The sequence below is a fragment of the Pseudoalteromonas luteoviolacea DSM 6061 genome (genome assembly GCF_001625655.1).
Taxonomy (GTDB): domain Bacteria; phylum Pseudomonadota; class Gammaproteobacteria; order Enterobacterales; family Alteromonadaceae; genus Pseudoalteromonas; species Pseudoalteromonas luteoviolacea.
In genome coordinates this window covers 63,665-87,434 of sequence record NZ_AUYB01000148.1, presented here as the reverse complement: position 1 = coordinate 87,434, position 23,770 = coordinate 63,665, and the positions used below count along the sequence as shown (strand labels likewise).

At 41.9% G+C, this 23,770-nt stretch carries 22 protein-coding genes; 9 read left to right on the top strand and 13 right to left on the bottom strand.

Annotated features, from left to right (window positions below; genetic code table 11):
• Positions 1–35: 35 nt before the first annotated feature.
• Positions 36–824: a hypothetical protein gene (locus N475_RS23550; RefSeq protein WP_063356795.1), complete on the bottom strand. Its 789-nt coding sequence runs from the start codon at positions 822–824 to the stop codon at positions 36–38.
• 556 nt (positions 825–1,380) lie between these two features.
• Between N475_RS23550 and N475_RS23545 the strand changes: the two genes are divergently transcribed.
• From N475_RS23545 to N475_RS23530, 4 genes are all read left to right on the top strand, one after another.
• Positions 1,381–3,438 (top strand): NHL repeat-containing protein, encoded by a 2,058-nt coding sequence (locus tag N475_RS23545; RefSeq protein ID WP_063366055.1) that lies wholly within the window; start codon positions 1,381–1,383, stop codon positions 3,436–3,438.
• 75 nt (positions 3,439–3,513) lie between these two features.
• Positions 3,514–3,759, top strand: coding sequence for a hypothetical protein (locus N475_RS23540; RefSeq protein WP_063356793.1), 246 nt, complete (start codon positions 3,514–3,516; stop codon positions 3,757–3,759).
• A gap of 12 nt (positions 3,760–3,771) precedes the next feature.
• Complete coding sequence (locus tag N475_RS23535) at positions 3,772–5,409, top strand: methyl-accepting chemotaxis protein (protein WP_063366054.1); 1,638 nt, start codon at positions 3,772–3,774, stop codon at positions 5,407–5,409.
• 664 nt (positions 5,410–6,073) lie between these two features.
• Positions 6,074–7,888 (top strand): BNR-4 repeat-containing protein, encoded by a 1,815-nt coding sequence (locus tag N475_RS23530; RefSeq protein WP_063356791.1) that lies wholly within the window; start codon positions 6,074–6,076, stop codon positions 7,886–7,888.
• 253 nt (positions 7,889–8,141) lie between these two features.
• Here the strand turns inward: N475_RS23530 and N475_RS23525 are convergent, their stop codons facing one another.
• On the bottom strand, positions 8,142–8,450 hold the full coding sequence (locus tag N475_RS23525) for a hypothetical protein (RefSeq protein WP_063356819.1): 309 nt from the start codon (positions 8,448–8,450) through the stop codon (positions 8,142–8,144).
• Between the two features lie 283 nt (positions 8,451–8,733).
• On the opposite strand from N475_RS23525, the gene N475_RS23520 reads away from it, so the two are divergent.
• Positions 8,734–10,113 carry an L-cystine transporter gene (locus N475_RS23520; protein WP_063356790.1) on the top strand — a complete coding sequence of 460 codons (1,380 nt, stop codon included), beginning with the start codon at positions 8,734–8,736 and terminating at the stop codon, positions 10,111–10,113.
• A gap of 37 nt (positions 10,114–10,150) precedes the next feature.
• On the opposite strand, the gene N475_RS23515 is transcribed toward N475_RS23520, so the two are convergent.
• A complete protein-coding gene (locus N475_RS23515) occupies positions 10,151–11,347 on the bottom strand; it encodes an acyltransferase family protein (RefSeq protein ID WP_063356789.1) in 1,197 nt (398 codons plus the stop codon).
• A gap of 412 nt (positions 11,348–11,759) precedes the next feature.
• Between N475_RS23515 and N475_RS23510 the strand changes: the two genes are divergently transcribed.
• Complete coding sequence (locus N475_RS23510) at positions 11,760–13,055, top strand: hypothetical protein (protein WP_063356788.1); 1,296 nt, start codon at positions 11,760–11,762, stop codon at positions 13,053–13,055.
• 134 nt (positions 13,056–13,189) lie between these two features.
• Positions 13,190–13,537, top strand: a complete 348-nt coding sequence (locus tag N475_RS23505) for a hypothetical protein (RefSeq protein ID WP_162269626.1) — start codon at positions 13,190–13,192, stop codon at positions 13,535–13,537.
• A gap of 243 nt (positions 13,538–13,780) precedes the next feature.
• On the opposite strand, the gene N475_RS23500 is transcribed toward N475_RS23505, so the two are convergent.
• Complete coding sequence (locus N475_RS23500) at positions 13,781–14,323, bottom strand: cytochrome b (RefSeq protein ID WP_063356786.1); 543 nt, start codon at positions 14,321–14,323, stop codon at positions 13,781–13,783.
• 102 nt (positions 14,324–14,425) lie between these two features.
• Here N475_RS23500 and N475_RS23495 point away from each other — a divergent pair, with 102 nt between their 5' ends.
• Entirely contained in the window at positions 14,426–15,343 is a 918-nt protein-coding gene (locus tag N475_RS23495) for a LysR family transcriptional regulator (RefSeq protein WP_063356785.1), read from the top strand.
• Positions 15,344–15,395: 52 nt separating this feature from the next.
• Here N475_RS23495 and N475_RS23490 read toward each other — a convergent pair whose 3' ends face one another.
• From N475_RS23490 to N475_RS23465, 7 genes are all read right to left on the bottom strand, one after another.
• Positions 15,396–16,667 carry an AAA family ATPase gene (locus N475_RS23490; RefSeq protein ID WP_063366052.1) on the bottom strand — a complete coding sequence of 424 codons (1,272 nt, stop codon included), beginning with the start codon at positions 16,665–16,667 and terminating at the stop codon, positions 15,396–15,398.
• Positions 16,667–17,293, bottom strand: a complete 627-nt coding sequence (locus N475_RS23485; RefSeq protein ID WP_063366051.1) for an RNA ligase family protein — start codon at positions 17,291–17,293, stop codon at positions 16,667–16,669. The genes N475_RS23490 and N475_RS23485 overlap by 1 nt, the downstream gene beginning before the upstream one ends.
• A gap of 153 nt (positions 17,294–17,446) precedes the next feature.
• Entirely contained in the window at positions 17,447–17,665 is a 219-nt protein-coding gene (locus N475_RS26130; RefSeq protein WP_227008477.1) for a hypothetical protein, read from the bottom strand.
• On the bottom strand, positions 17,662–17,790 hold the full coding sequence (locus N475_RS26235) for a hypothetical protein (RefSeq protein WP_264373388.1): 129 nt from the start codon (positions 17,788–17,790) through the stop codon (positions 17,662–17,664). The genes N475_RS26130 and N475_RS26235 overlap by 4 nt, the downstream gene beginning before the upstream one ends.
• 21 nt (positions 17,791–17,811) lie before the next feature.
• Complete coding sequence (gene prfH, locus N475_RS23475; RefSeq protein WP_063356782.1) at positions 17,812–18,435, bottom strand: peptide chain release factor H; 624 nt, start codon at positions 18,433–18,435, stop codon at positions 17,812–17,814.
• Positions 18,432–19,598, bottom strand: coding sequence for an RNA ligase RtcB family protein (locus N475_RS23470; protein WP_063356781.1), 1,167 nt, complete (start codon positions 19,596–19,598; stop codon positions 18,432–18,434). The genes prfH and N475_RS23470 overlap by 4 nt, the downstream gene beginning before the upstream one ends.
• A 390-nt stretch (positions 19,599–19,988) precedes the next feature.
• The gene (locus tag N475_RS23465; RefSeq protein ID WP_063356818.1) at positions 19,989–20,657 is read right to left on the bottom strand and encodes a VC0807 family protein; all 669 of its coding nucleotides are present in this window, start codon (positions 20,655–20,657) and stop codon (positions 19,989–19,991) included.
• Positions 20,658–21,012: 355 nt separating this feature from the next.
• Between N475_RS23465 and argA the strand changes: the two genes are divergently transcribed.
• Positions 21,013–22,359, top strand: coding sequence for an amino-acid N-acetyltransferase (gene argA, locus N475_RS23460; protein ID WP_063356780.1), 1,347 nt, complete (start codon positions 21,013–21,015; stop codon positions 22,357–22,359).
• A 99-nt stretch (positions 22,360–22,458) separates the two neighbouring features.
• Here the strand turns inward: argA and N475_RS23455 are convergent, their stop codons facing one another.
• Together N475_RS23455 and N475_RS23450 are read right to left on the bottom strand one after the other, a co-directional pair.
• Positions 22,459–22,848, bottom strand: a complete 390-nt coding sequence (locus N475_RS23455; protein WP_063356779.1) for a glutaredoxin family protein — start codon at positions 22,846–22,848, stop codon at positions 22,459–22,461.
• Between the two features lie 68 nt (positions 22,849–22,916).
• A complete protein-coding gene (locus tag N475_RS23450) occupies positions 22,917–23,138 on the bottom strand; it encodes a hypothetical protein (RefSeq protein WP_063356778.1) in 222 nt (73 codons plus the stop codon).
• Positions 23,139–23,770 lie beyond the last annotated feature (632 nt).

Here is a 23,770-nt window from a genome sequence, read left to right as displayed (position 1 = left end):
TTTATGCAACCATTTACTCTGACCCCATTGATTTATTAGTTGACTGCCTGCTGCGTTGTTGCGGCGGAAGCCAGTCTACTTTCAAGTCGTTCCAATTGCTCTGCCAATGCGCTTTGCGTCATTTCAAGCTGGGCGATTGTGCCACCTATTTCTACTTGTTTTGCATCTCTGCCCCGTGACTGAGATTTTAATTGGTCTAGGTCCGCATTAATTGAGGATAGCTGTCCCTTAAGTGCTTCCGCTGCTTGCTGTTGCTCTTCTAGCAGAGACAGTTTAAATGCTAAATCAGTTTGACTTTGTGACAGTGACGCGACTTTGGTTGCTACACTCGATTGAGTGTTCAACTGCTCTGTTTGGCTTTTGGCAATCTGATTGGTTTGTTCTTTCAGCTTTTTGATTTCAGATTGATTGCGTCGCCAAGCTGAGGCCCACAGTTTATCCATTTGTGACCAAAGTTCGTCTGTGCGTTCGCTCAGGGCGGTTACTTTTGCCTGTATTGCACCTGCAGACTCACCCATTTCCTCACCTGTTGCAGACAGTGTACGCTCCAGTTCTGCAATACGTTTAGTCGATTCGAGTAATTGAGCCTGTGTAGCTTGGTTTTGTTGGTAAAGTCCATATGATCCTGCGGCTAATGCGACAATAGAGAGCGCGCCCAGCCATGCCATAAAACCTCCTTTCTTTTCTGGCGCAGTTTGATGCTCTGAGCCACTGTTTGGTGAAGGGGCCTTATTATTTGACGGGTTGAGGGACTGTTTATAGGTTTCAACCTGATCTAAGTCGGGCGTAATACTGGGTAATTCAGGTTCAATTCTTTTATCCAACGCACTTTCCTCGTTTGGGTTTATATGGAATGGGGCAGCTTACTTGAAAACTGCCATGGATGGAATCAACAAATGGATAGAGTCAGAGTCTATATATTCGTTTGAACCTAGGCTTAATTTTGTTGAGGACCCATAAGTCCCTTATTTTTTAAAATATTGGAGAAGATTGAGTATTGAGAGCTATTGCATTTGAATCTAAAAATACACGACTTTGTGTCATTAACATCTATCAACCTGAAAAATGCTAATAATTAAACCTTGCGCTGTACCGAACAATCGGACTGTGCCCTTTCTGTCATATGTTCAACAGGCACGCTTCTAGGCTTTATTTCTACTAGGGTTTTTCATAATTTGAGATGATTGCCTGTGGAAATACAAATGTGAATTTTTTAATAAAAGCGAGTTTTTCGATCTTCCTCACTGGCGAGTAATTTTCTTCCTGCTACTTTTTTGTATGAAACAGTACTAATGAAATGATTATTAGTTACGGCGCCAAGGATCTGCCTCCTCATCGGCAGAAGCTTGACTAAACGGACTCTTTTACAGGCTAGGTACTATGGGGATCTCATACCACAGTTATATTGGTACGACAGTTGACCAATTACCACAATTACCGTGCTCAGCAAATGGGCACCTTTCTCTAAGCACGCCGGTTGGCAGTTGTGTCGACAAATTCGGTCGAATTTGGCTCGCTGATACCGCACACAACCGTGTATTGGTATTCGACTCTGATCTGGACCAGATATTGGCGAGCTTTGGCTCGGTTGGCGCAGAGCTTGGCCAATTTAATATGCCGTTTAGATTAATTGCACACCCTGATAAAAACTGGGTTTATGTTACTGATATCGGCAATTTCAGAGTGCATATACTGGAATACACCGAGCGACTGGATATTCAGTCAATTAAAGTATTTGGTAACGAGCCAGAGGTTGAACTGAAAGGGCCTAATGGCATTGTGGTGCACGATGGCAAAGTGTGTGTTGCTGATGAATTTTACGAGGGACCAAACAGCCAATCTCGGTTGGTAATTTTCAGTGAAGATGGCAAGTTTGAACAGTCCATCGAGGAGATTGTGCCAGAGAATGGCTCAGACCCAGTTCACTTGTTGTGGCCTCAAGGACTGAGTTTAGATAAAAACGGCAATATTTATATTGCCAATACAGGGTTTGCTACCGTTGTGCGTTGTGATTGGCAGGGTAAAGGCGTGCCTTTTAGTGCCTCTGGCAAATGCTACATTGATGGACTGGCACTTTCTCGCGGGGTGTCTGTTACGCAAAATCGCATGCTCATTCCAGGTGGAGAGCCCAATGCCATTTCTGTTTATGATCTAAATGGCCAATTTATGGGGAGCTTAGACGGTTTTTTTGCACCTGTGCAAGTCACAGAGACAAGCGAAGCTAATACCATGTTGATCACTGAACCATTTCTGGCTTCATTGCAAAAACACACAGTTAATTTATCTACGCTCAAGGGGGGCAAGTCTCGCGCGACAAAAGTAATTAAGCGCGTAGGAGATGAGCGCGATAATCCAGGCCAACTGCATTTTGTGACATCGGTCGTGGGAGATGTGACAAATACCCAGTCAGGGTATTCGAGTAATGCGCCTATTTTTGAGCACTGGGTAGAACATCAACTAGCACTTCAAGATCAGTTATTAAAGGTTATGCAACCGCCTGGCCTACCTTCGTGGCTCAGTATTGCGCTGTCAGCACAAACAGAGTGGGTACAAAGGTGGCAGCAAACCATGGTGCGTATTTTCTTGAACGATAAGTTTGATGACCCAGAAGATCTACTTTGGATGATGGACTCTGGTAATTATCAGTTACAAGCTACCGAAGATGGTAAAAGCGATTCGGCTCGGCCGATTAGCTTACCAATGTTGCCAGGATCATTAGGTATGGCTTCATTAACGCCTAAAAAACCGCTGCCAGGGCAACTCGACCCCGAAGTGCCTTTATTAGTAGTGAGCAATTATCTAAGCGGTATTGTCACAGTTTTACAGTACAACGATACGTTGGGAGAAATGGTGCCTTACACTGTGTTTGGTGGACTAGGCACGGGTGAAGAACAGCTTAATAAACCGCAAGGCATTGCGATTGACCCAACCAACAATGACATTTTAATTGCGGACTCAGGTAACAACCGAATCTGCCGCTGGCGTCTATCAGAAGCGGGCGGCCCATTTTTAGTTCATACATTTGGCCGATTAGGTTCTGAACATGGGGAGTTTCATACCCCCTCAGATATCACTGTGGATGCGCAGGGCACATGCTTTATCACGGATCAAAACAACAATCGGATAGAGGTGTATGACCAAACTGGCAAGTGGCAGCGCAGTTTTGGGCAAGAAGGATACGGCACCACCAATGGTAACTTTTTGCTACCAACCAGCATTGATCATGAAAATGGGTATTTGTTTATTTCTGATCTTGTGAATCGTGCGATTAAGGTTTTTACATGTTCAGGTGAATTCATAGAGTCGTTTAGTGGTTTTGGAGCAGACAGAGATAAAGGTCAACTGTGGCTGCCTTACTTATTACATGTCAAAAATAGCAAAGTTTATTTACCAGATTGTGCACTTAACAGAGTAAACGTTTATCAGTTTAACATTTAACAAGGACTGTGCACGTGCTGCAAATGGGTATAAACCGTGCAGTCTCGGTGTGTACAGGCAAGGCTAGGGGGAGTTATGGAAAGTGTATTTAAGCGAGCGCAGGGGAAAAAACTACTGCATCGCAAGTCACAGCAAGAAAAGGGAGTTTGTCAAAAGTCAGAAGCGCACTCCCAGCAATTGATGCAGCAATTTCAGGAAGTGATTCGGCATGTTGAAAAAAATAGCAAGGATCAGGACACTTGTAGAGATGCGTTACGTCGTCTCTACACCAGTCATGAATCCTGCTTTTCATCTCAAAAAGTGACAGATCCGCACGAGTAGCTAGGAGGCTCTATGAACTTTTCTTTTCATAATGCACCGATAAGCGCGCGAGCATGGATGATAGTGGTGTTGTTTGCTGTGGGGTTATTCGCAAATTCATTGCTTGATGCGCACAACACCAATAAGCATATGCGTGCTAATTATGAGTATGGTGTGCAGCTTATCATTGAAAGTGCGCTCGGAGTTATCAATCATTATTATGAGCAAAGTGCCAGTGGGGCACTTAGCGAAGAGGAAGCTAAGCGCTTGGCACTTGTGTCTATTTCGGCAATGCGCTTTGATAACGGCAACTATATTTTTGTCTCTGATAAAAATGGTATCCAGTTGGCGTCAGGGTTAAAGCACCTCTTGGGTACCAACATTCTGCCGCTCAAAGATGGTAACGGTAAGCTGTTTGTTGAAGAGCTTTATGCAACAGGAAAAAGTGGCGGCGGGTTTGTGGAGTACTTATGGAAAACGTCTCCGGATGCAACTGAACTGACGCCTAAAACAAGTTATGCAGACTACTTTCACCCTTGGGATTGGATGATTGGCACTGGCATTAATATCACGGCACTAGAAAAAGATATTGAGCAATCGCAGATGATATCATTGATGAATGTGGTGATGGTGCTTGCGGTACTATCTACTTTGGTCATTTATTTCATTAGAAGTATTACCAAACCAATTAAAAATACCGTATCAGCGATGCGAGACTTAGCCAGCGGGGAAGGGGATTTAACTCAGCGCCTGAAAGAAGAAGGCAGTAAAGAGTTAATTGATTTGGCTCAGTACTTCAACCGCTTTGTGGGGTCGATTCAAAACATTATGCTCAGTGTTAGCGCAGCTGGAACACAGCTTTCAGACTCAGCCAATCGGCTGTCGTCTTCTGTATCAAGCGTAGATATGAATTTGAATCAACAAAGAAACGACACGGAGCAGCTCGCAGGTGCGATGAATGAAATGCTCAGCGCAGTGACCGAAGTCTCTGGGCGCACGGTAGACGCTTCGGAATTTAGCGTCAAAGCAGCTAAACAAACAGAGCAAAGTTTGGAAATCATAGAGTGCAATATCCAAAAGTCTCAATTACTAGCACAAGATATTGGTGAGGCAAGTGAGGTGATTGCGCGATTGGCTGCGGATAGTCGAAATGTGGATACAGTGCTTGAGGTGATCCGTGGCATTGCAGAGCAAACCAATTTGCTGGCATTAAACGCAGCAATTGAAGCTGCTCGTGCAGGAGAAGCAGGGCGAGGTTTTGCTGTGGTTGCCGATGAAGTGCGCACGTTGTCACTGCGCACTCAAGAGTCAACTATAGAAATTCAAACTATCATTGAGAAATTACAAGTTGGGGCTGAGCAGGCCGTAGAGGTCATGAGCAAAGGAGCAGAGAAAGCCTCTAATACCTCTGAAATATCATCTTCTGCTGGAGATGCTTTAAATGAAATTGCACAAGAGGTGCATGCTATTCAAGGGATGAATCAACAGATATCAGCAGCGACCGAGCAGCAAACCATGACAGTGAATGGCATTAATCAAAATGTGGCAAATCTGAATGATGGCTCATCATCATTGGCAAATGAGTCAACTTTAATGGCAACTGCCAGTGAAGAGTTAAGTCAGGTTTCTGATAACATGATGAAGATGATCAATCGGTTTAAGCTGGCTTGATATACGCCGATAATGCAAAGAGATCAGTGTGTTGGGTTGCTATTATTTGCTGTTTTACCCAATGTACTGATTGCGCGTAGAGAGCCATGTTATTTGTTTTTCATTTGTAGAGAATGATAGTGATAGGTTTTTTCCTCTATTCGTTTCTCCTTTTATAGTTTTTGCAGCGGGGCGCAACTTACATTACATTGCCTGTTGATAGTTATCTGCATGTTCGCTTTTAGAGTGAGCCAGTTCACTGTTAGCACTACACGCTTTTCTTCTGTGTAACCCTCTCGTTTACAATAACCCCAGCTTTATCAAAAGCGTATCTAGTTATCAAAGTTTATCGCTTTGTATCTTTTAATCCTGTTTTTCTCACTAAATTGCCAGTGTTAACTTATGTGCAATTACTCTCGAAATTACCATAATTCGCTTTCTTAAACTCGCGTATAAAATATACGAAAAAGAGATGAAATATACTTTGAGTGATGAAAATGTCACGACTTTTTAAACAAAGCCCTTTAGGTTATTGCCATGAGAGTTGTTAGATACTGTTTTAAGTCTCTGTGGTTATTGTGTGCTAGCACAGTAAATTTGGAGGAGTGCCTGAGAGTTTATGGTATTGGAATGACACCATATTTTACTTAATAGGCTGTTTTATTTAAATTTAAAAGGAAATTTTATGTTAATTAAAGGTATTAATCTAGTTGGTTTTTCAAGTGTTTTAATGGGCTTGTCCATGTCGTTTGGGGTTTCAGCGGCAGAGGTGTCCCCTTGGGACGATCAATTTAATGTATATAAGTACTTTAAAAAAGCGGATGGTCGGTGTCTTTACCCTAAACAAACATGCAGTAGTTTAGGTAACGCCTCTGTCACTCAATTCAAAAAAGTAAATCATTTCAATGGTGATACATTTGGTTTGAATCAGCTATTTTCAGCAGATGTGAATGGTGATGGGGTCAATGATTCTGTGCCTAAGTACTCTGGTAATTTAAGTACATACACCACCAAGCATTACCCTGTTGCGGTAAAACATAGTAATGGTCTGGTGTATTTCACTTATTCAGGTCCAGTGTTGCTGGATGGCACATCGACCTATGCTTCTACTTCGGGTCAGGGGCAGACAACAACACCAACCAAGTTTCTTGACTCTCGAGGTAAATCGCGTGCATTAGGTATTTATGTAGCTAAGTACGACCCCAGTACGGATAAGGTGTCTAAACCTGTATTAGTACATGCCAAGTACACAGATGACCCTCATGACAACGCAGTAGTAAATATTGATGACAATGGTTATGTGTATGTATTGATTGCGGGCAGAGGTCAATCTCGAGGAGCGTTTTTATATAAAAGTACGACCCCAGGTTCAATTGATTCATTTTCAGATATAACGCCAGATAATTATGATTACACATCATTTGATAGCCGATTTGGCAGAGCGGGAATTGCTTATCCTAAATTATTTTGGGTCAACAGTGACGGTGGTTACTTCCGGCTAATTTACACGGTTTATTGTGGCACGCCTGACTGTGGCAAACGTAATATTTTTACGGCCAAGTTGAATGTTGATGGCAGAAAAGCCAAGCTCGAAAACGTGGTTAGGGTGGCTGGCTTCAAAGGCCATTACTCAATTGCAAACGCCAAGGGGGATGACATTGTCATGGCGTTTAATGTCCACCTTAATAATTCGGTCGATCACAGAACAAACTTGTATTACATGCATTCAAATGATGGCGGAAAATCATGGAAGAATGCCAGCAATCAAGCGGTTACACTTCCTATGTTGACATCTGCATCGTTGGATCAAGTGGCTGTGCGTGAGTATTACCACAATGGCCAATCGATTGGTCGTCGTATTTACGTAAAAGACATTAACTTCTCTGGGTCTGGCAATGCCAAAAAACCGATGATTTTGTACGTTGGTGTTGTTGGCAATAACGGTTATGTGCCAAGTACCACAGCAGATCACTATTTGGCCAAAGCGTTTTACGATGGCGCAAACTGGTCACAAGCGCGCATCTCTAATGATGTTGATAATAACTATTCATCGGGTGCCCTTATCTCTGATGGCAGCAATACTTACGATGTGTATTTCCCTGGTACGCCTGAAGCGCACAATAATGCGCTCGGTGGAGGTGCAATTGCTAAAACTTTTACTGCCAGTGGATGGAACCAGCAATATGCGGTTAACTATTTGACGCCGTCTCGATATGCTTCTGACTACAGGACGCCTGCGGAATACTTAAAAAGAATGTGTGATTTTAACTATGTACGTCCAATTCACGGTAATACCGGTAAAACTGGTTTAATAGGTATCAGTGCAGCAGGGAACCCATATCAGTATTCAAGTGAGTCATCTGCAAGCCCAATTATCATGGTAAAGCATAACCAAATTAGAATGTTACCACACAGTTTTTCTGACAATCAGGTAGTCAATGGCTTCGTGGCGACAGAGGCTAACCCACAATTACTATGTGATCCACACAGAGATCTGTAATCAAGCATTACTTTTATGTAAATCTTAAGAAACCCCCAGCTATTGCTGGGGGGTTTCATGGCATATCACTCTATGAAAACAGTGCACTGGGACTGACTACATAGTCTATGAGCCTATTTGATTAAGCCAAGCCTACGGGCTTTATCAAATAGCAAAAGGGGTGTTTTACAGGGAAGATGGTGAGAGTTAGTGTAGAGTAAAATTTTTTAAAATGGGCGTGGCCACAAAAAAACTATGTGGCCAGTCACTGGATTCAGTCCTCTGGACCATTCATGGTAAAGACCAAGTGCTTACGCATATCTTTTAAGATCACCCCTTTTTTGACCATGGCAGCACTTAGACGTTTTTGCCATTTTAGGAGGTCTGGTTTAGCTGCTTCTAATGTTTGTTCGTTTTCAAATTGAAAGCACAACAGTAAAGAGCTTGGAAATAGATGAAATTCCATATCAAACCAGCATTGCAACATGCCGGGAATTTCTTCGCGTGCCTGAGCTTCTAGTTTGTCTGCGACGGCAAGTACAAGTGCTTGTTGTTTTTCTTGTACTTTTGAGAGTTTTTTCATGATGAGCTCCGAATTTAAAGCGATACATCCAGCAAAGTTGGTAGAGTATACCCAAGCCCATTGTTCACCAGCAACTCGAATCATTGATGTCATGAACTTTATTCAATGCGTTTGATATACCCTTATTAGCCAATAAATCATCAGTTCAATAACTCTAGAATATATCTCATTCCCAATCATTCTTTTCCATTGGGCAATAATTTATTACTGTGCACGCTAGATAAAAGTTCGAATTATCTTCGTAGTTAGATTTTCTCCCATATAGTCAGTTAAAGGTAAATTTATGTCCTTCATTGCGATGGTGAGCCTTGCCGTTTTTACCGCGATTCTCATTGTTTTGTTTCAATCTCAGAAAAAAGGCGCAACGCTTTCTCGGCTCGTGCTTATTGGCCTCTCTCTGGGCAGTGTATTTGGTTTTGCGTTGCAGTTTTTACTTGGTGAGGGCCATCAAGCGATAGCCGAGACCTTAAACTGGACGAATGTGGTCGGCAGTGGTTATGTAAGTCTGCTTAAGATGATTATTATGCCACTGGTATTGGTTTCCATGATTGCCGCAGTGGTTAAGCTCGATAAGTCGGGAGCGCTTGGGAAAATCAGTGGTGTGACAATCTCTGTGCTGGTGGTGACGACCATGATTGCAGCTTTGATTGGTATTTTTATCACACAATTGTTTGGCTTGAGTGCGGAAGGCTTGACCGAAGGTGCCCGTGAAACGTCTCGTATCGCGGTGTTGGAGTCGCGTAGCGAGACGGTAAGTGATTTATCCATTCCTCAAATGTTGGTGAGTTTTATTCCAACGAATATCTTTCAAGACTTAGCATGGGAACGCTCAACTTCGATTATCGCAGTAGTGATATTTGGTATCTTAACTGGCGTTGCTGCGCGTAAAGTAATGAATGAGCGTGAAGAGTTAGAAGCGCCTATCCGTACATTTGTTGAAACGCTTCAAGCAGTCGTCATGCGATTGGTGAAAATGGTGATTTCTCTCACGCCATATGGCGTTGCAGCCTTGATGGCAAAGGTGGTTGCAACCTCGAGTTTGGCTGATATCACCAATTTATTGGGCTTTATTGTGGCTTCTTATTTGGCGATTTTCTTGATGTTTATCGTACATGGTCTGCTAGTTGGGCTGGTTGGGGTAAGCCCAAAACAGTTTTTCCAAAAGATTTGGCCAGTACTGACATTTGCATTTACTTCGCGTAGTAGCGCAGCGACTATTCCATTGAATGTAGATACGCAAATCAATAAGCTTAACGTTCCTCCTGCGATTGCAAACTTATCTGCGTCATTTGGCGCGACGATTGGCCAAAATGGGTGCGCGGGTATTTACCCTGCGATGTTGGCGATTATGGTGGCACCGAGTGTGGGTATTAACCCTATGGACATCTCTTTCATTATGTCACTAGTCGCGATTGTTGCCATCAGTTCGTTCGGTATCGCCGGTGTGGGCGGCGGCGCAACATTTGCAGCATTGATCGTGCTACCTGCAATGGGGTTACCAGTCACCATTGCGGCACTTTTGATTTCAATCGAGCCGCTGATTGATATGGCGCGTACAGCGTTGAATGTATCAGGTTCAATGACTGCAGGCACCATAACCCATCGCCTTTTAGGTGACAAAGCACAAGCTGCGGCGCCTACGGAATCAGTTGCACAGTCTTAACTGTTTTGAACAAAGGGGTCAGCTCTGACCCCTGAATCTACTCTAATACCTCTCTTTTTGGCTCCTTGGCGCTATCGGGTTGCTTTTGTTTCTGCTTTTTCCCATTTAACAAATGGCCAATAAACTTGTTTCTCACAACAAAGTGATAGGTGAATAAAGAGAGCAGCATAGTCACCAGAACGCTGATGATAAATTTAGCCAGTGCTGGCAAGTCGACGTTGGTCAATGGCAACTGAATACAAAGCAACAGTGGCACGTGTATCAAATATATCCAGTATGATGATTCAGAGATATAGCGACTCACTTTATTCTCTTTATTGAGATAGAAAAAGCCAAGCTGTAAAGCCAGTAGGGTCCAGCTCACTACTGCGATGGCTTGCACAGCGACCAATAAGCTATGCTGTTCATTGGATGGCTCAAAGTAACCTCTTTCAATTGCCTCCACCACATCTGTCAGTGTTGGTGCGCTTGGTAGTAGCGCAAAATAGCCATAAAGAGAAACAAGCGCGAGACAAGCGACAAACAGCACAGAGCCTAACCCAAGCTTTATTTTGTCTATATAGCTATAAAGACCCGCTCCGGCGAAGTAAAAAGCACCATAGAATCCCCATGCCCAAAATTGTGGATAGAGCTTGTCTGGTGCATGAAATGGGGCGGGCTGATCGAGCAAAAAGACATAACTGGTTATGGTTAGATAAACACTGAGCATGAGTGGGCTTTTACCAATGCTGAGCAGGGTTTCATAGACCTTAGAAAAATGATGTAAACACCAGTGAACAATGCAAAATTGAGTTAAAACCCATAAGAACCATAGGTGCATAGTGCTAATCTGTGGGTTTTCAATGTTACTCAACAGACTTATTAAGGGAGGCAGTGGATTGGCGACAGTAATACTCCAAGAAAATATGCTTAGAAAGAGCACAACTAAAATAGGGTAAAAAACTAAGAATGGAACCAGCACACGCTTTAGCCGTAACTTAATAAAATTCTGATTGCTTTTACGTGCCATGATAAGAGCACTACAAAAACCAGCGATCACAAAAAACAGTGGCATGCGAAAAAGGTGCAGCCAATTGGCAAGATAGCTAAAAAATACTTGCGTGTTAGGGTCTGTACTCACCCAGATGTTTTTGAAGTAAGGACCATAGGCAAGCGCCGCATGAAATATCACCCCAAGTAACAGGGCAATGCTGCGCAAATTATCAATAAAATAATAGCGAGGGTTGTATTGCATTGTTTTATTTCCGATGAATTATCAATCCTTGTTGTATTGCATTTAAGCTATTCGCTACGTTTACAATCAACTTGATTAAAGTATGACATCGGGTATGGCGTATTAATGTAAGCAATTGTAGGTGCCTAACTTAAATTATGCGTTCAAAGTTAAGGAAGCACTCAAAAACGAGTTGGGCCAACATAAGTGTTTGGCTCTTGAAATAGTGCGGGTTTGTAAGCGCTAACTTTTCTTATCGTAATTTTTGAACTAGTGGAGTGTGACCCTATTTAGTATGGTTGGAGTGCGATTTGGACCTCATACGGTAATTGAATTAAAATTTTAATACTTATGTATATTTGGCTCTAATCTATTTGGTTAAATAGAAGGGTTGTAATAGTATACAGCCAGTTTTTACTCAAGCTTATATCCTATGAAGTTACTACTCTGTATTTTACTATTTGTTTCGTTTAATGGGGCTGCCAAGCAAATCTATGCTCAAAATAGTGAGTGCCAGTTAGAAGATGCCGAGCCGATTAAGGTCGAACAGGATTATATTGAGTTTCTTAATCGTTACAACTATACGCAAGTGGTTGATAGTCTTCGTTCCTTTCTTTTTGACAAAGCGGTATGGCATAGCAGAAAGCACCCAAATGGTTTGAAGGTTAAAAGCTTTAATATTGAATATAGCGAAAGGTTGCACACCGTATCGTATGCGTACTTCATTCTACAACCTGTTAAATCATGCTCAAAACCCGTGATAGTTGATCAGGCTAACTTAAAGCTTATTTCTCTAACTAATCAGAAGTATCTAAATAAAAGCGAGCAAGATCCTAACCCTTTATACATCAGAACCAATTTAGTCACGCCAGAAAGTGCTTTTGGTGCAAAATTGGGAGAAAGCTATGCTGAAATCATTGAGCGCTTTGGTCGCTTCTCATTATTGTGGCCAATCAATGACACCATCTTTATGGCGGTACTGGGGAGGCGGCATGCTTTTTTATTTGAGAACCAAAAGTTCGTTGGTTATCACTATAACTCCAAATTGCTTCCCGTCTCGCTGACAAACATGTTAGAGCAAACGGATGCGGGCGAGATTTCGGTGGATGGGAAAAATGCATATGAACTTGGAACTGGACCAAGAGGGCAAATTACCAAAAGACATATTGAGTTGTTTAAGCTGTATTTTGACAATATTGACTGGTCAACTTGGGAAGATGGGTATGACCCGACTGAGAAATTTATTGTAGTGAGCGGTCTGTCAATTGGTGATTGGAAGATAAGCAAACATAAAGCAAATCCCATTCCTTGTTTTGACTTTGAAAAAGATGTCGAGCAATTTGTAGGTGAAAACACTGGGAGGCTGATATCGTCTGTAGACAAAAAAGGCCGATTGAATTATCTCACCGGGTGTATGCAGCAAATTGTGATCGAACATGGACTGGTTTCTGAGGTCAATTTACTAGAGCAGTGGACAACCTCGAGAGCTAAATTACTGATTAAAGACAATACGTTGAGCCAACTCTCACCATGGCAGTTTTTAACAGTTAAAGAAGGCGATCCGGAAGAGGTATTGAATGGGATAGGCTACACCGAATACAGTCGTGAGTCTGTGCCGTTTATTTCAGCTAAGTGGCAGGGCGAATTTTTAAAGTACGATGGCATGTTGTATGCGGCAAAACTAAAGCCTGTGACTAAGCAACAAGAAGAGAGTGAAGATTCGCTTTAAAGGCCACCAAAGGCCTTAAATAGCGAGGTTGGTATAACTATTGAGTTCCATTGAATTTCGATTTAGGTTGAAGGCTCTTCAGTGCAAGCAAGTTAACCATAGGCACGAGGTTCTATTGGAGAAAATATAAGACTGTGATGATACGGAGCATATTTTTTGTAGTAGTGAGTTTGTTTTTTACTTCTTCACTCGCCGCACCAGCAATACCACATGGTATTGAGTCCGTTGTATTTGAACACTCATACATTGAGAAAGTGGGTGGAGAGATTATTGACGAAGATACCGCTGTTAACGACATAATCAGCATCGGTGAAAGGACTAAAATTTTAAAAGAACGAACTTGGATCATCCCCAACCGGTTAGGAACGGGGTTTGAAATTGGTGTGGCTTTTTTTTCTATTCCTTTGCAGATACAACATTTTGATCTTTCGATAACTTATCCTGAAACCACTTTACCTTCAGGTGAAAAAAATCTCGACTAGAACGTAAGATTGATATTTCAGGTCATCGCGGTGAGTATGTTTGGGGATTTGGATACTATTTTGATTTTCCCTATGAAACAACTCCCGGAGACTGGCATATAGAAATTCGCTCTAAAGGAAGGTTAATACATAGCTCTAAGTTTACGGTTGTTGCCCAAAACTAGCTCATGTATTTATCTAGCCAAGGCGATGCAGGGAAGTTGTAGTAAATATTATTACTCCACTGCACCTAGTCAACAGACTTTATGACTCTGAGTTTTTGTCAATAAACCAAGGTCTCATGCTATAGAGTACTTTATCTTTTAAAACCAACTTGTGCCTTATGGCTGCGCCAATATGTAATACAACCAATGCTATAAGGACTTGAATACACAAAACATGGATAGCACGAAATGTGTTAAACAGATCCGTGTCATGAATGCTATTAAGTAAAATACTGCCAAAAAGCTGCACAGGTAAGTGATGAAAATTGGCGGTTGTATAACCGGTTAATGGGACCAATACCATGAAAACATACATCGCATAATGGGCTGTCTTTGCCATCTTTACCTTAGCGGTTGATTGTGCATGTTTCGGCCTTGGGTGCTTTAACACAAACCTTTTACCAATACGTATTAATATGATAGCCGTTAGGCAAGCCCCCATGCTGGAATGGCCTATTAGCATGATAGTGCGATCAGCATCACTCATTTGCGGATAAAAGCCAACAAATGCAAAACACATTAGGGCGAATAAAATGGCTGATAGCCAGTGCAGTAATTTGTAAGACCAACTGTAAGAACTCACGGCTTGCTTCCTCTTAAAAACAGTAATTGGTTTAAGGCTGAGAGATTAATTGATATCTTTAATTAAATAATCATCGAAATTTACAAAAGATTGTTTTTATATATGAACAATGATTTGAACCAAATTCGTATTTTTTGCAAAGTTGCCCAGTTGCAAAGCTTTACACAAGCTGCACAAGCGCTGGATATTGAAAAGTCGACAGTGAGTAATAAAGTTAGTCAATTAGAAGCTCGCTTAGGCGTCAAGCTGCTACAGCGAACCACTCGTTCAGTAAAATTAACGGAGGAAGGAGCGCAGTATTTACATTTTTGCGAGCAAGCGATGTCTCAACTTGAGCAAGGGGAAGCCTTTTTAAGTGATATGCGTCAACAGGCGTCAGGGCATTTACGAGTTGCTGTGCCGCAGAATTTTGCTGACTTTATGGCATCTACGATCGTGATACCTTTTCTACAGGCGCATCCGCAGGTTACCTTAGAAGTTCAACAAGGCGCACAAAATGTAGATCTAATCAAAGCAGGATTTGACGTTGCGATTAGAGCGAGTTTTAACAATATTGAAGACTCAAGTTTAATTTATCGCAAAATATATCAATCGCAGCGAGTATTTGTGGCTTCGTCTAATTTCGCTGCTAAGTATGGTGTGGTGAGCACCGTTGAACAACTTCGTTCGCAGCCTTATATTGCGAGCTTTGCCGGTGAGCGCAGTGATGAATCATTTAATCAAGTGCATGCGCAAGGTAAATGGCATACGCTCAATGCACGCCTGAGCGTCAATTCGACTGCAGCGGTGCTCAGTGCTGTTGAAGCGGGGTTGGGTTTCGCCATTATGCCTACAGGTATGGTACGAGATAAAATTGCAAGCGGTGAGTTTGTGCAGATTGCAGCAGATATAACCTTAACAGACTCCGTTATTTTTTTAGTGTATCCGAGCAGGCATGGACAACCAGCAAAGCTTAAAGCATTTATCGATACTATGGTGAAATGGGGAGAGAGTATGATGCAATCGAATAAGGCAAGGTAAACAACATTCGATTGCACTGGGGGCCTAATAGGCGAATAGTGTGTGTTACAGTTTACATTGCGCCGTCAAAAGAGCCTCGTCTGGCAAGCTCTTTGCCTTTTTCACCAATAAAGAGCAATCTGTGTGCTTCATTAAAGCATGGCCATTGCAGCTTATTTATCTGCTCAGAGATAACCTTATTATCCACACTATATCGACGGTTTTGGTTGTTAACTCGCAATGACTTTTCACTCAATTGAAACACTACCAAGGTGATTAGAGCACCATAACTTCTACCAAAATCACAAACAATACGCCTAAAGTCCTTTCGAATATTGGTTGCATCCCAGACCACATGACGTTTATTTGCAAGCGCTTGTTTTAAGCGTTGTTTAGCGAGCTGTAACACTTGCCCTCGGTTTTTTTGGCAGGCGCGTTTTCCGTTTAGTTCTTGGCGTATACTATCTAGTGAAATAACTTCGAAGTTACCAAGGTGCTTTTCAATCCAAGTGGACTTTCCGCTACCACTAATGCCACACATCACGTATAAGTTGCTATAGCTTTGACAGGCGGAATAGTTTTTAGCTATGGCTTCTTCAATCGTACTGATTTGTCCTGCAGCTAATTGACTCATTGCGACATTGTTTAAGTATGTTTGCTCTATGGACTTAGCCTTAACTTGAATTTTGGGCAATTGGGTTAGTAATGGGTCTTGCTGTCCCCATAAATTATAGTCCTCGGCAAACAGCCTAAACTCTTCCAGCAGGTTGAGTTGCTGTGCTAAGTCATCACAAACACGCCCTCTCATATCTGCAATTTCAAGCCAATATAAAAGCTCCAAATTGGCATTCATCGCTAAATGCAAATAGTCGCTGTAACCTTTGTTTTTTATTACCAGTAATTTCAATTGATTATGGTAACCAACCATACCCATGACACTCGTTATCACGTGGTGATCCAGAGACAGAGAAATCAAGCGAGTTACCAAGTAATTCGCCCCCTTCTCTTCATGCTTAGGTGCCACAACACGTTCAATGCCAGCAATGGTCTTACGCTGAGTAGAGACTGGCTTAGCAATATCATGAAGCAGTGCGCTGAGGATCAGAGCTTGTCTATTTGTGCCCTTTATATGGGAAGCTTCGGTACAAAGTAGCTTATATAGCTCCGTTAGTACCATATCGGTATGAATTGCGACATTGCCTTCGGCATGCCAAATAGCATCTTGCTCGGTACGTTCGAATTCCAGTAACAGCGGAAAGTAATCTGCCAAGAAATCAACACACTCCCAAAAGTCAGGTGTGTGATCCTGAGTTAAGCTTTGCAGCCAAGTTTCAAGAGCGTTCATTATTGTGCTCCTTTCAAACCGTTGGGTACAACGTCAGCATGCATCCAGTGTTTGTCGGTTGTAACATGATTTTGCCTAACCCATTTTGCGACGGACTGCGAGAACGCGTTAAATGCAAAGCCATCTGCTCGCCTTACTACATAACCTTCTTGTTTGGTGGTATCCAGCGCGATGTTTTTAATGGTGTGTTCACACCATGGGCCAATGTATAGCTCTTTTGGCGTACTAAGGCCCAGTAGCTGAAAAAAGGTTTTGCTGTCTTGCCAAGATAGGCATTCATTGTGTTCAGTCCATACCGAAAAAGCCATAAAGTAGCTGTTTAGTGCTTCATAACTAATGGCATGTTTTGCATACAGATTTTCACCACAGATTCGCCAACCTTTTGGTATTTTGTAGCCTATTTGCGCTTGTAGTGCTTTGACCCATGCTCTTGAAGGGTGAAAGCGACTGTCTAACGAACGAGCATGCATATAGTCGGTATATAACGTGGTATTTTCTCCGTCCATTTTTTCGGTGACTACCACTTGTTGGCCTTCAAAAAAGCGCGTATATGTTTGCTTTATATCATCGCTCGTCGCGCCTGGAGACCAAGGTAGGTGCGGCGTACGGGGGTATTTTATTCTCATAATGTAATTCCAATATTTATGCTAATCACTTCTGGCCAGTGGATATGCCAGTACAAAAAATTTGTAGATGCGCACAAAGCCCTGTAAATGATATTTTTTGAGGGCTTTGTGAAAAGGTGGAATTACATTGCTCTAATCTCCGCACTATTTAAGTTAGACTCTGAGTTCCCAATTAATACTCAGGTGCATCCCGACAACTTTTTTGAAAAGTTGAATCAATACCTGATCCATAAACTGGTAATCATCGGGTATATCCAGTACCCGAATATCTTTGTGTACTGTAAACCGAGTAAATTGGCTTTTTAATCGGCATTTGTGCTTTTCCTCCATAACAAAAACAATATCAGCCCATTGAATATCATGTGGTTTCACTGTTTTTTGGCCTTTTGGCTGGTACCTGCTGATCGTACATTCAACTCGGGGTGATGCTTCCTTACTTGCTCACCTGTTGGGCTACGCCATTGATTGCGGCTACAAATAAATAAAACATTACGCATATCTGTCCCTTAAGTGTTTGCTTACTTAGCGACAAACTTGGGCCCTTTAAAAGTTTTGACCGGGTTACCTCGTTCGACTTCCTTATGCTGTTGCCAGCGTGACTTTTCTTGTGCGTTTATTTGCATTTGCTGCATGTCTGCAAGTTTTTGGAGCACCAGTGCATGAGCTAGCTTTTTGTTGGCATGCTGACTACGCTCACTTTCTACACGTACCGAAATTCCTGTTTTTGTATGTGTAGCTCTGACAGCTGAATCGGTTTTATTAACATGCTGACCACCCGCACCTGAAGCTCGGCATGTTTGAAAGGTTATTTCAGCGTCAAATTTATTGTCTTCTAGCTCATAGACACAGCCACTGAAAAACCAGTTTTTACGCCGATGCTTTGGACGAAATTGGCTTTCACACACCCATAACATGGCACCTTGCCATTGGTGCGCAAATTGCCTCACAGCATTCATATTAGGAGACGATAGTTTCACGACAACCGACTTGTAACAGCCCGACTTTTCAGCGGGTGTCAACTCAATGGGTTCACACCTAATACCCTGTGCCTCACTCTGTTTGTATAATTGCACAAGAGCGAGGCCAACGGCTTTGCTGCATTCAATCGGACCTTGCCCAGAGGATAATTGCAATATAATCATGCTGAGCAACTCCCATTGGTTTTAAATGTCAACACAGGACGGAGCCTCGCAATCACCTCAACCAACTTAGCATCGGTCAAATCACTGATGATGGTTTCGCACTTTTTATATGCTTGCGGTGCTTCATCGTAGAGCAGCTCTTTATTGCCGCATATAACGCGGCTACCTAATGCTGTGCGATACAAGTCTTCACGTTTGTATTTGTGGCTCAAGCGCCCTTGGCATTCACCACGTTTCCACTTTCGGCCTGCGCCATGGGCGAGTGAATGCAAGCTCAACCGAACATGCTCTGCAGACTCTGTGACAGGTTTAACCAAATAGCTGTAGTCTCCTCGTGAACCAGGGATAACAACATAACCTTTGTCACTGGGGGTTGCGCCTTTTCGGTGCAGCCAACCAGTCGTGTCAGCAATACACTTAGCGGTTACCAAATTATGATTAATATCCAGTGTACATTGCCCTGTGGCTCTAACCGCTGCCAAAAAACGCAGCGCAATTAACTCACGATTGAGTTCAGCCCATCGCAACGCTTCGTTGTGAGCCGTTATATAGGCATGAAAATCAGGTGTATTAAGATGTAGCCCATCGTGATTATGTTGCTCAATATGTTTCACCAAAATGGATTGACCTAAGCCTCTTGAACCGGAGTGAACCAATAGTTGAAGGTGCTTTTTATTGATCCCTAGTTCATCTAACGCGCTGTGGTCATAAATCTCGTCGATAGCTTGAAACTCTGCAAAATGATTGCCCCCACCTATGGTGCCCAGCGCATGATCAAAATAATGGTTGGCAATATTTTTTTCTGCTTTACGCACTTCAATGAGGTTGCTCCAGCTTGCATCAAGCGGCTGCTCTATGTGAGCAAACTTCTTAACAAGCTTGTCCAAATTCACTTTGGAAACTTTAACCGAGGTTTGCCATAGTGACATGCCGCAGCCAATGTCATTGCCCACAAGTGCGGGATAAATTTTATCAGTTGTAAAAAATGCGGCCCCAATAGGGTAGCCTCTTCCTGGGTGTAGATCTGGCATACCAGCTACACTGTGCATACCCGCAAGCTCCGATGTTTTAATGAGTTGCTGGATAGCAAGCCCCTCAATCCACGTATCATCCGACGCAATCAAGGTTGTATTTTCTGTTATTTTTTGGACGGAGTTGTCCATAATACCAATACCTTTAAATAGTATTTAAAACGAGATCGTATTGGCAGGCCGTGTTTCACTTGAAGTGACCGGGAGGTAGCTTTACAAGAAAGCTGAAAAATGTTGTTAGCTTTCTGCTACTTAACGGATAAGACCTGCAAAGGATAATAATGTATTTGTCATGATTTATACTCCTCCACAGTTAATTGATAATTAAGAATTCGGCGCAATACTAGTCCCTTTTTTACGCCAATGCAATCACATATTTTGGAATTGATTGTTTTTTACTGGGGGCTTGATGTCGTTTTTCGCGATTGAGTATCAGCAAAGGGTTGTATTTAACTATTTGTTTTTTTATAACTTAACCCTGTGGGAAAGCAGGTGCTTTCCCGTCTTTAGGTATCTAATTGTTTATTCCTGCTCGTGAAACATTTCCTCTACCGTTAAACCCGTCAGCTTTTTAAGTGACGTTAGCAGGTAATACAGTGCAATAAAAAAGATGACCATCGTGGGAAGTACAATGACTGGGTAGCTCAATGCGGTCATGCGGCCTAATTCACTATTATAGGCCTCTGTCCCCGCTGGACTTACGACGATCATTTTCGCTAACACGTAATTGAGCACTGAAGATAAGAAAAATGAACCCGCGAGAATATTTGATGCAATTACCTGAACTTTAGGTAGTTTTTCGCTATTGCCAGCCTGTTCAAGTGCCGCTTCTATTTTTTTGATATCCATGATGTTGTCGTTAAACATCATAGTTTTGAGTAGTGGGTACTTGGTATATTGGCTGACTACAATTGCTATGCCGATTATACCGGGGATCAGGGCTTCTTTAATGGCAATATATTTTGCATCTAGTTCTAAAAGGCTAATTCCGCCTGTCAACAGCACCGATACAATACCCAAACCAGAGATAAAGTTGAATTTTCCTGTTTTGTTTCGCTCCCAAAGGCCAAAGCCGACAGGGAAGGCGAGTGCGACAATAATGCCCAAAGTAGGGCCTAGTGCATCTTCACCAGAGAATCGAGTGAGCACAATCACGGGAATAATAATGTTAAAAAGCAACTGGCTGAACATGCCAGTTTGTTTTTTGTCAGTTTTAGGCACAAGCACCTCTATAAAATTGAACTGAGATTGGTAAGAGTGTACGGCAATTTAGTGTGTTGCGGCAATCACCGCTGGATGCTTATGGGGTAGTTAACCTGTTTTTAGAGATGAGCTATTAAGGTAATGATAAATGGCTTAGCCTATTGAATGCTTATGCAGATAAGTAAAGTGACAGTAATGTTTCATATTATGGCTTTAAAAAATGAATGATGATATAGAAATGCACAATTAAAGAATAATAATTCTTTAATTGTGCATAATAATTCTTTAGTATGTTGGTTGTCTTGTTTGTGTTTAATCATTCTGCGTTTAAAAGGTAAATTCCGTGCGTACAACTGAATTGGTAGATGGCTTTCGCCAATCGACTCCCTATGTGAATGCTCACAGAGGGAAAACGTTTGTCGTTATGTTAGGAGGGGAGGCTGTCGAGCAGCCTGGATACAGGAGTATCATCAATGATGTTGCTTTGCTAACGAGTTTGGGTATTAAGATTGTGTTGGTATTTGGCGCCCGCCCGCAATTTGATGCCGCGCTGGCTCAAGCAGGTATCTATAGTCAATTTCATAACGAGATTAGAGTGACTGAGAGTGACTCTCTTCACATCATCAAACAAGTCAGTGGTGCAATGCAGTTGGATATTACGGCAATGCTATCAATGTCTTTAAGCAGCACCCCTATGTCGGGTAATTCGCTCAATGTGGTCAGTGGCAATTTTGTTATTGCTCAGCCATTGGGAATTGAGGACGGTGTTGATTATCATCACTCTGGGCGTGTACGCCGCATAGATGTTGAAGGGATCAGGCATCAATTAGACAACAATAGTATCGTTTTACTGGGCCCTATTTCAGCTTCTGTGACCGGCGAAAGTTTCAACTTGACTGCGGAAGAAATCGCTACTCAGGTTGCACTCAAGTTGGGTGCTGACAAGATGCTCGGATTTAGTCATGAAGCCGGAATATTGGATGATAATGGCGAAGCGATCGCAGAGTTAATGCCCAATGAGGCGGCGCAATGGTTAGCCCAAAATCGAGAAGCCTCGTCTATCTGTAAAAGCGCCTCTGTATTTTTGACAGCGGCCATTGAGGCATGCCGAGGTGGTGTGCACCGCTGCCACTTAGTGAGCTACAAAGAAGATGGTGCATTACTTCAAGAACTGTTTTCACTAGATGGTATTGGTACGCAAATAGCGCCTCAAAGTTCTGAGCAATTGAGAAGTGCGACAATTAGCGACATCAATGGAGTGCTAAACTTAATTCGGCCTCTTGAAGAGCTTGGGTATTTGGTGCGCCGCTCAAGGGAGCAACTAGAAATGGAAATTGAGCAGTTTATGGTAATTGAACGAGATGGTTTAATCATTGCCTGCGCTGCTTTGTATACCTTCCCAGAAGATGAGGTTGGGGAGTTTGCAAGCCTTGCTGTACACCCTCAATATCGCGATGCAGATAGAGGCAGCTTTTTACTCAGATCTGTGATTAACAAGGCGAGGAAACAGGGATATAAGGCATTGTTTGCATTGACAACACGCAGTATTCATTGGTTTTTGGAGCAAGGGTTTGATTGTGTCAATGTGGACGACTTACCAGCCAAGAAAAAATCACTGTATAACTATCAGCGTCGCTCGAAAATACTTAGGCTTGATTTGACTCGCTTACCTAAAAATAGAATGTTGTAAATTACCATTCATCAATGACTCACCTTGTTGGTAGGATTGTCACCGCTTTTAGGTTGAAATAAGTTGGTTGGGATGGGGCGAACCATCCCATGCCACTAACTAGAGCAGTTCAATTTGTTTGAGGTGCTTTTCTAATGCGGCAGAATTGAAGCCTCTTATTAGACCATCATCAATTAATATAAGTGGCAGTACTTCACCACCTAATGATTTAAATTCAGCAAGAGCTTGTGCATCATTTTCAATGTCGACTTTTACGTACTGTATGTGGTGTTGATCTAAAAAAGCGGCTGCTTTTTTACAATATGGACACCACTCAGTGGTGTACAGCTTTATTGGGTTATCAGTGCTGACTCCGTACTGACTATAATCTCCCTTTTCTACCTGATTGCTGGCGTATAAGTTTTGAACTGTTGTTAAACCGTATGTACCAGCAAACCAACCAACACCCAAAGTTAGAGCAAATATCGCGAGGTATTTTATTATACTCATTCGTTAACCTATTGCGTTACAAGAGAGTGGCAAAATAGATTACCACTCTATGCTACTAAACGCTTAACCTATCCACATATACGGATACAATCAGCTTTAATTGTTCTACAGTTATATCCTGGCGTTCCACCCATCTGACAAACATAATATTGATAGCCACAATAATTCTCTAATGTTCCAAATGACTGCCATTTACAACCGTTTGTAAAACCATTGCTCGCTGATACTGCAATTGAGGTACCTAATCCCATAGCCAGTCCCATAACTGCCATTGCTATTTTTTTATTCATTGTATTTCCTTTTAATTTTTAAATGTGAACGATTTTTGTCCACAATTAAAAATGTAATGTTGAGTCACTTCGAGTGTCAATTGAAGGTTTTTTGTTTAAGGTTGATTAAAATTCATACTTGTGATTTATAGCCGTGCTGATAGCGTTAACTTGAGGAATATGCATATTCTTACAAGAAAGTGACAAGGTATATTAATTTTTCTCTTATTTTATATTCTGATTAGAATTGTTTCGATGAGAAGCATATGCCTTAAGCACCAATTTTTATTAGGCTCGAATAGAGGTTGCTAAGATCTTTAGGGATATATAAGTGAAGTATAGGTACTCTATTAAGCATATTGCTGGTTTTTAGTGATTTTATTTTTTAGGTTGATGGTTTTATCTTTATATTTTTTCGGTATGTTTTAAAGGCTATTTATTTTAAAAGGTTGGTGTTGAGATTTGAAAGTGAAATTGAAAGGTTGGTTGCTCCTAAATATATTTTTATGCTTAACTATAATGAGTTGCAGAATTTTTTGCAGAAATGACTGTGAATAACCCAGTGTAAAATTGAAGCTATAAAATAAACCAATCGCCTTTATAAGAAAGTGTAAGAGAAGGAATGAATTGATTACCTAAAGCGATGGGGGGCT

Coding starts and splice junctions, on each gene's coding strand:
- N475_RS23470 (WP_063356781.1), bottom strand. CDS start 19,598: ATGGACAACTCCGTCCAAAAAATAACAGAAAATACAACCTTGATTGCG.
- N475_RS23515 (WP_063356789.1), bottom strand. CDS start 11,347: ATGCAATACAACCCTCGCTATTATTTTATTGATAATTTGCGCAGCATT.
- N475_RS23540 (WP_063356793.1), top strand. CDS start 3,514: ATGGAAAGTGTATTTAAGCGAGCGCAGGGGAAAAAACTACTGCATCGC.
- N475_RS23465 (WP_063356818.1), bottom strand. CDS start 20,657: ATGTTCAGCCAGTTGCTTTTTAACATTATTATTCCCGTGATTGTGCTC.
- N475_RS23495 (WP_063356785.1), top strand. CDS start 14,426: ATGAACAATGATTTGAACCAAATTCGTATTTTTTGCAAAGTTGCCCAG.
- N475_RS23545 (WP_063366055.1), top strand. CDS start 1,381: ATGGGGATCTCATACCACAGTTATATTGGTACGACAGTTGACCAATTA.
- N475_RS23530 (WP_063356791.1), top strand. CDS start 6,074: ATGTTAATTAAAGGTATTAATCTAGTTGGTTTTTCAAGTGTTTTAATG.
- N475_RS23455 (WP_063356779.1), bottom strand. CDS start 22,848: ATGAGTATAATAAAATACCTCGCGATATTTGCTCTAACTTTGGGTGTT.
- N475_RS23450 (WP_063356778.1), bottom strand. CDS start 23,138: ATGAATAAAAAAATAGCAATGGCAGTTATGGGACTGGCTATGGGATTA.
- prfH (WP_063356782.1), bottom strand. CDS start 18,435: ATGATTATATTGCAATTATCCTCTGGGCAAGGTCCGATTGAATGCAGC.
- N475_RS26235 (WP_264373388.1), bottom strand. CDS start 17,790: ATGCGTAATGTTTTATTTATTTGTAGCCGCAATCAATGGCGTAGCCCA.
- N475_RS23510 (WP_063356788.1), top strand. CDS start 11,760: ATGAAGTTACTACTCTGTATTTTACTATTTGTTTCGTTTAATGGGGCT.
- N475_RS23520 (WP_063356790.1), top strand. CDS start 8,734: ATGTCCTTCATTGCGATGGTGAGCCTTGCCGTTTTTACCGCGATTCTC.
- N475_RS23535 (WP_063366054.1), top strand. CDS start 3,772: ATGAACTTTTCTTTTCATAATGCACCGATAAGCGCGCGAGCATGGATG.
- N475_RS23525 (WP_063356819.1), bottom strand. CDS start 8,450: ATGAAAAAACTCTCAAAAGTACAAGAAAAACAACAAGCACTTGTACTT.
- N475_RS23490 (WP_063366052.1), bottom strand. CDS start 16,667: ATGAACGCTCTTGAAACTTGGCTGCAAAGCTTAACTCAGGATCACACA.
- N475_RS23485 (WP_063366051.1), bottom strand. CDS start 17,293: ATGAGAATAAAATACCCCCGTACGCCGCACCTACCTTGGTCTCCAGGC.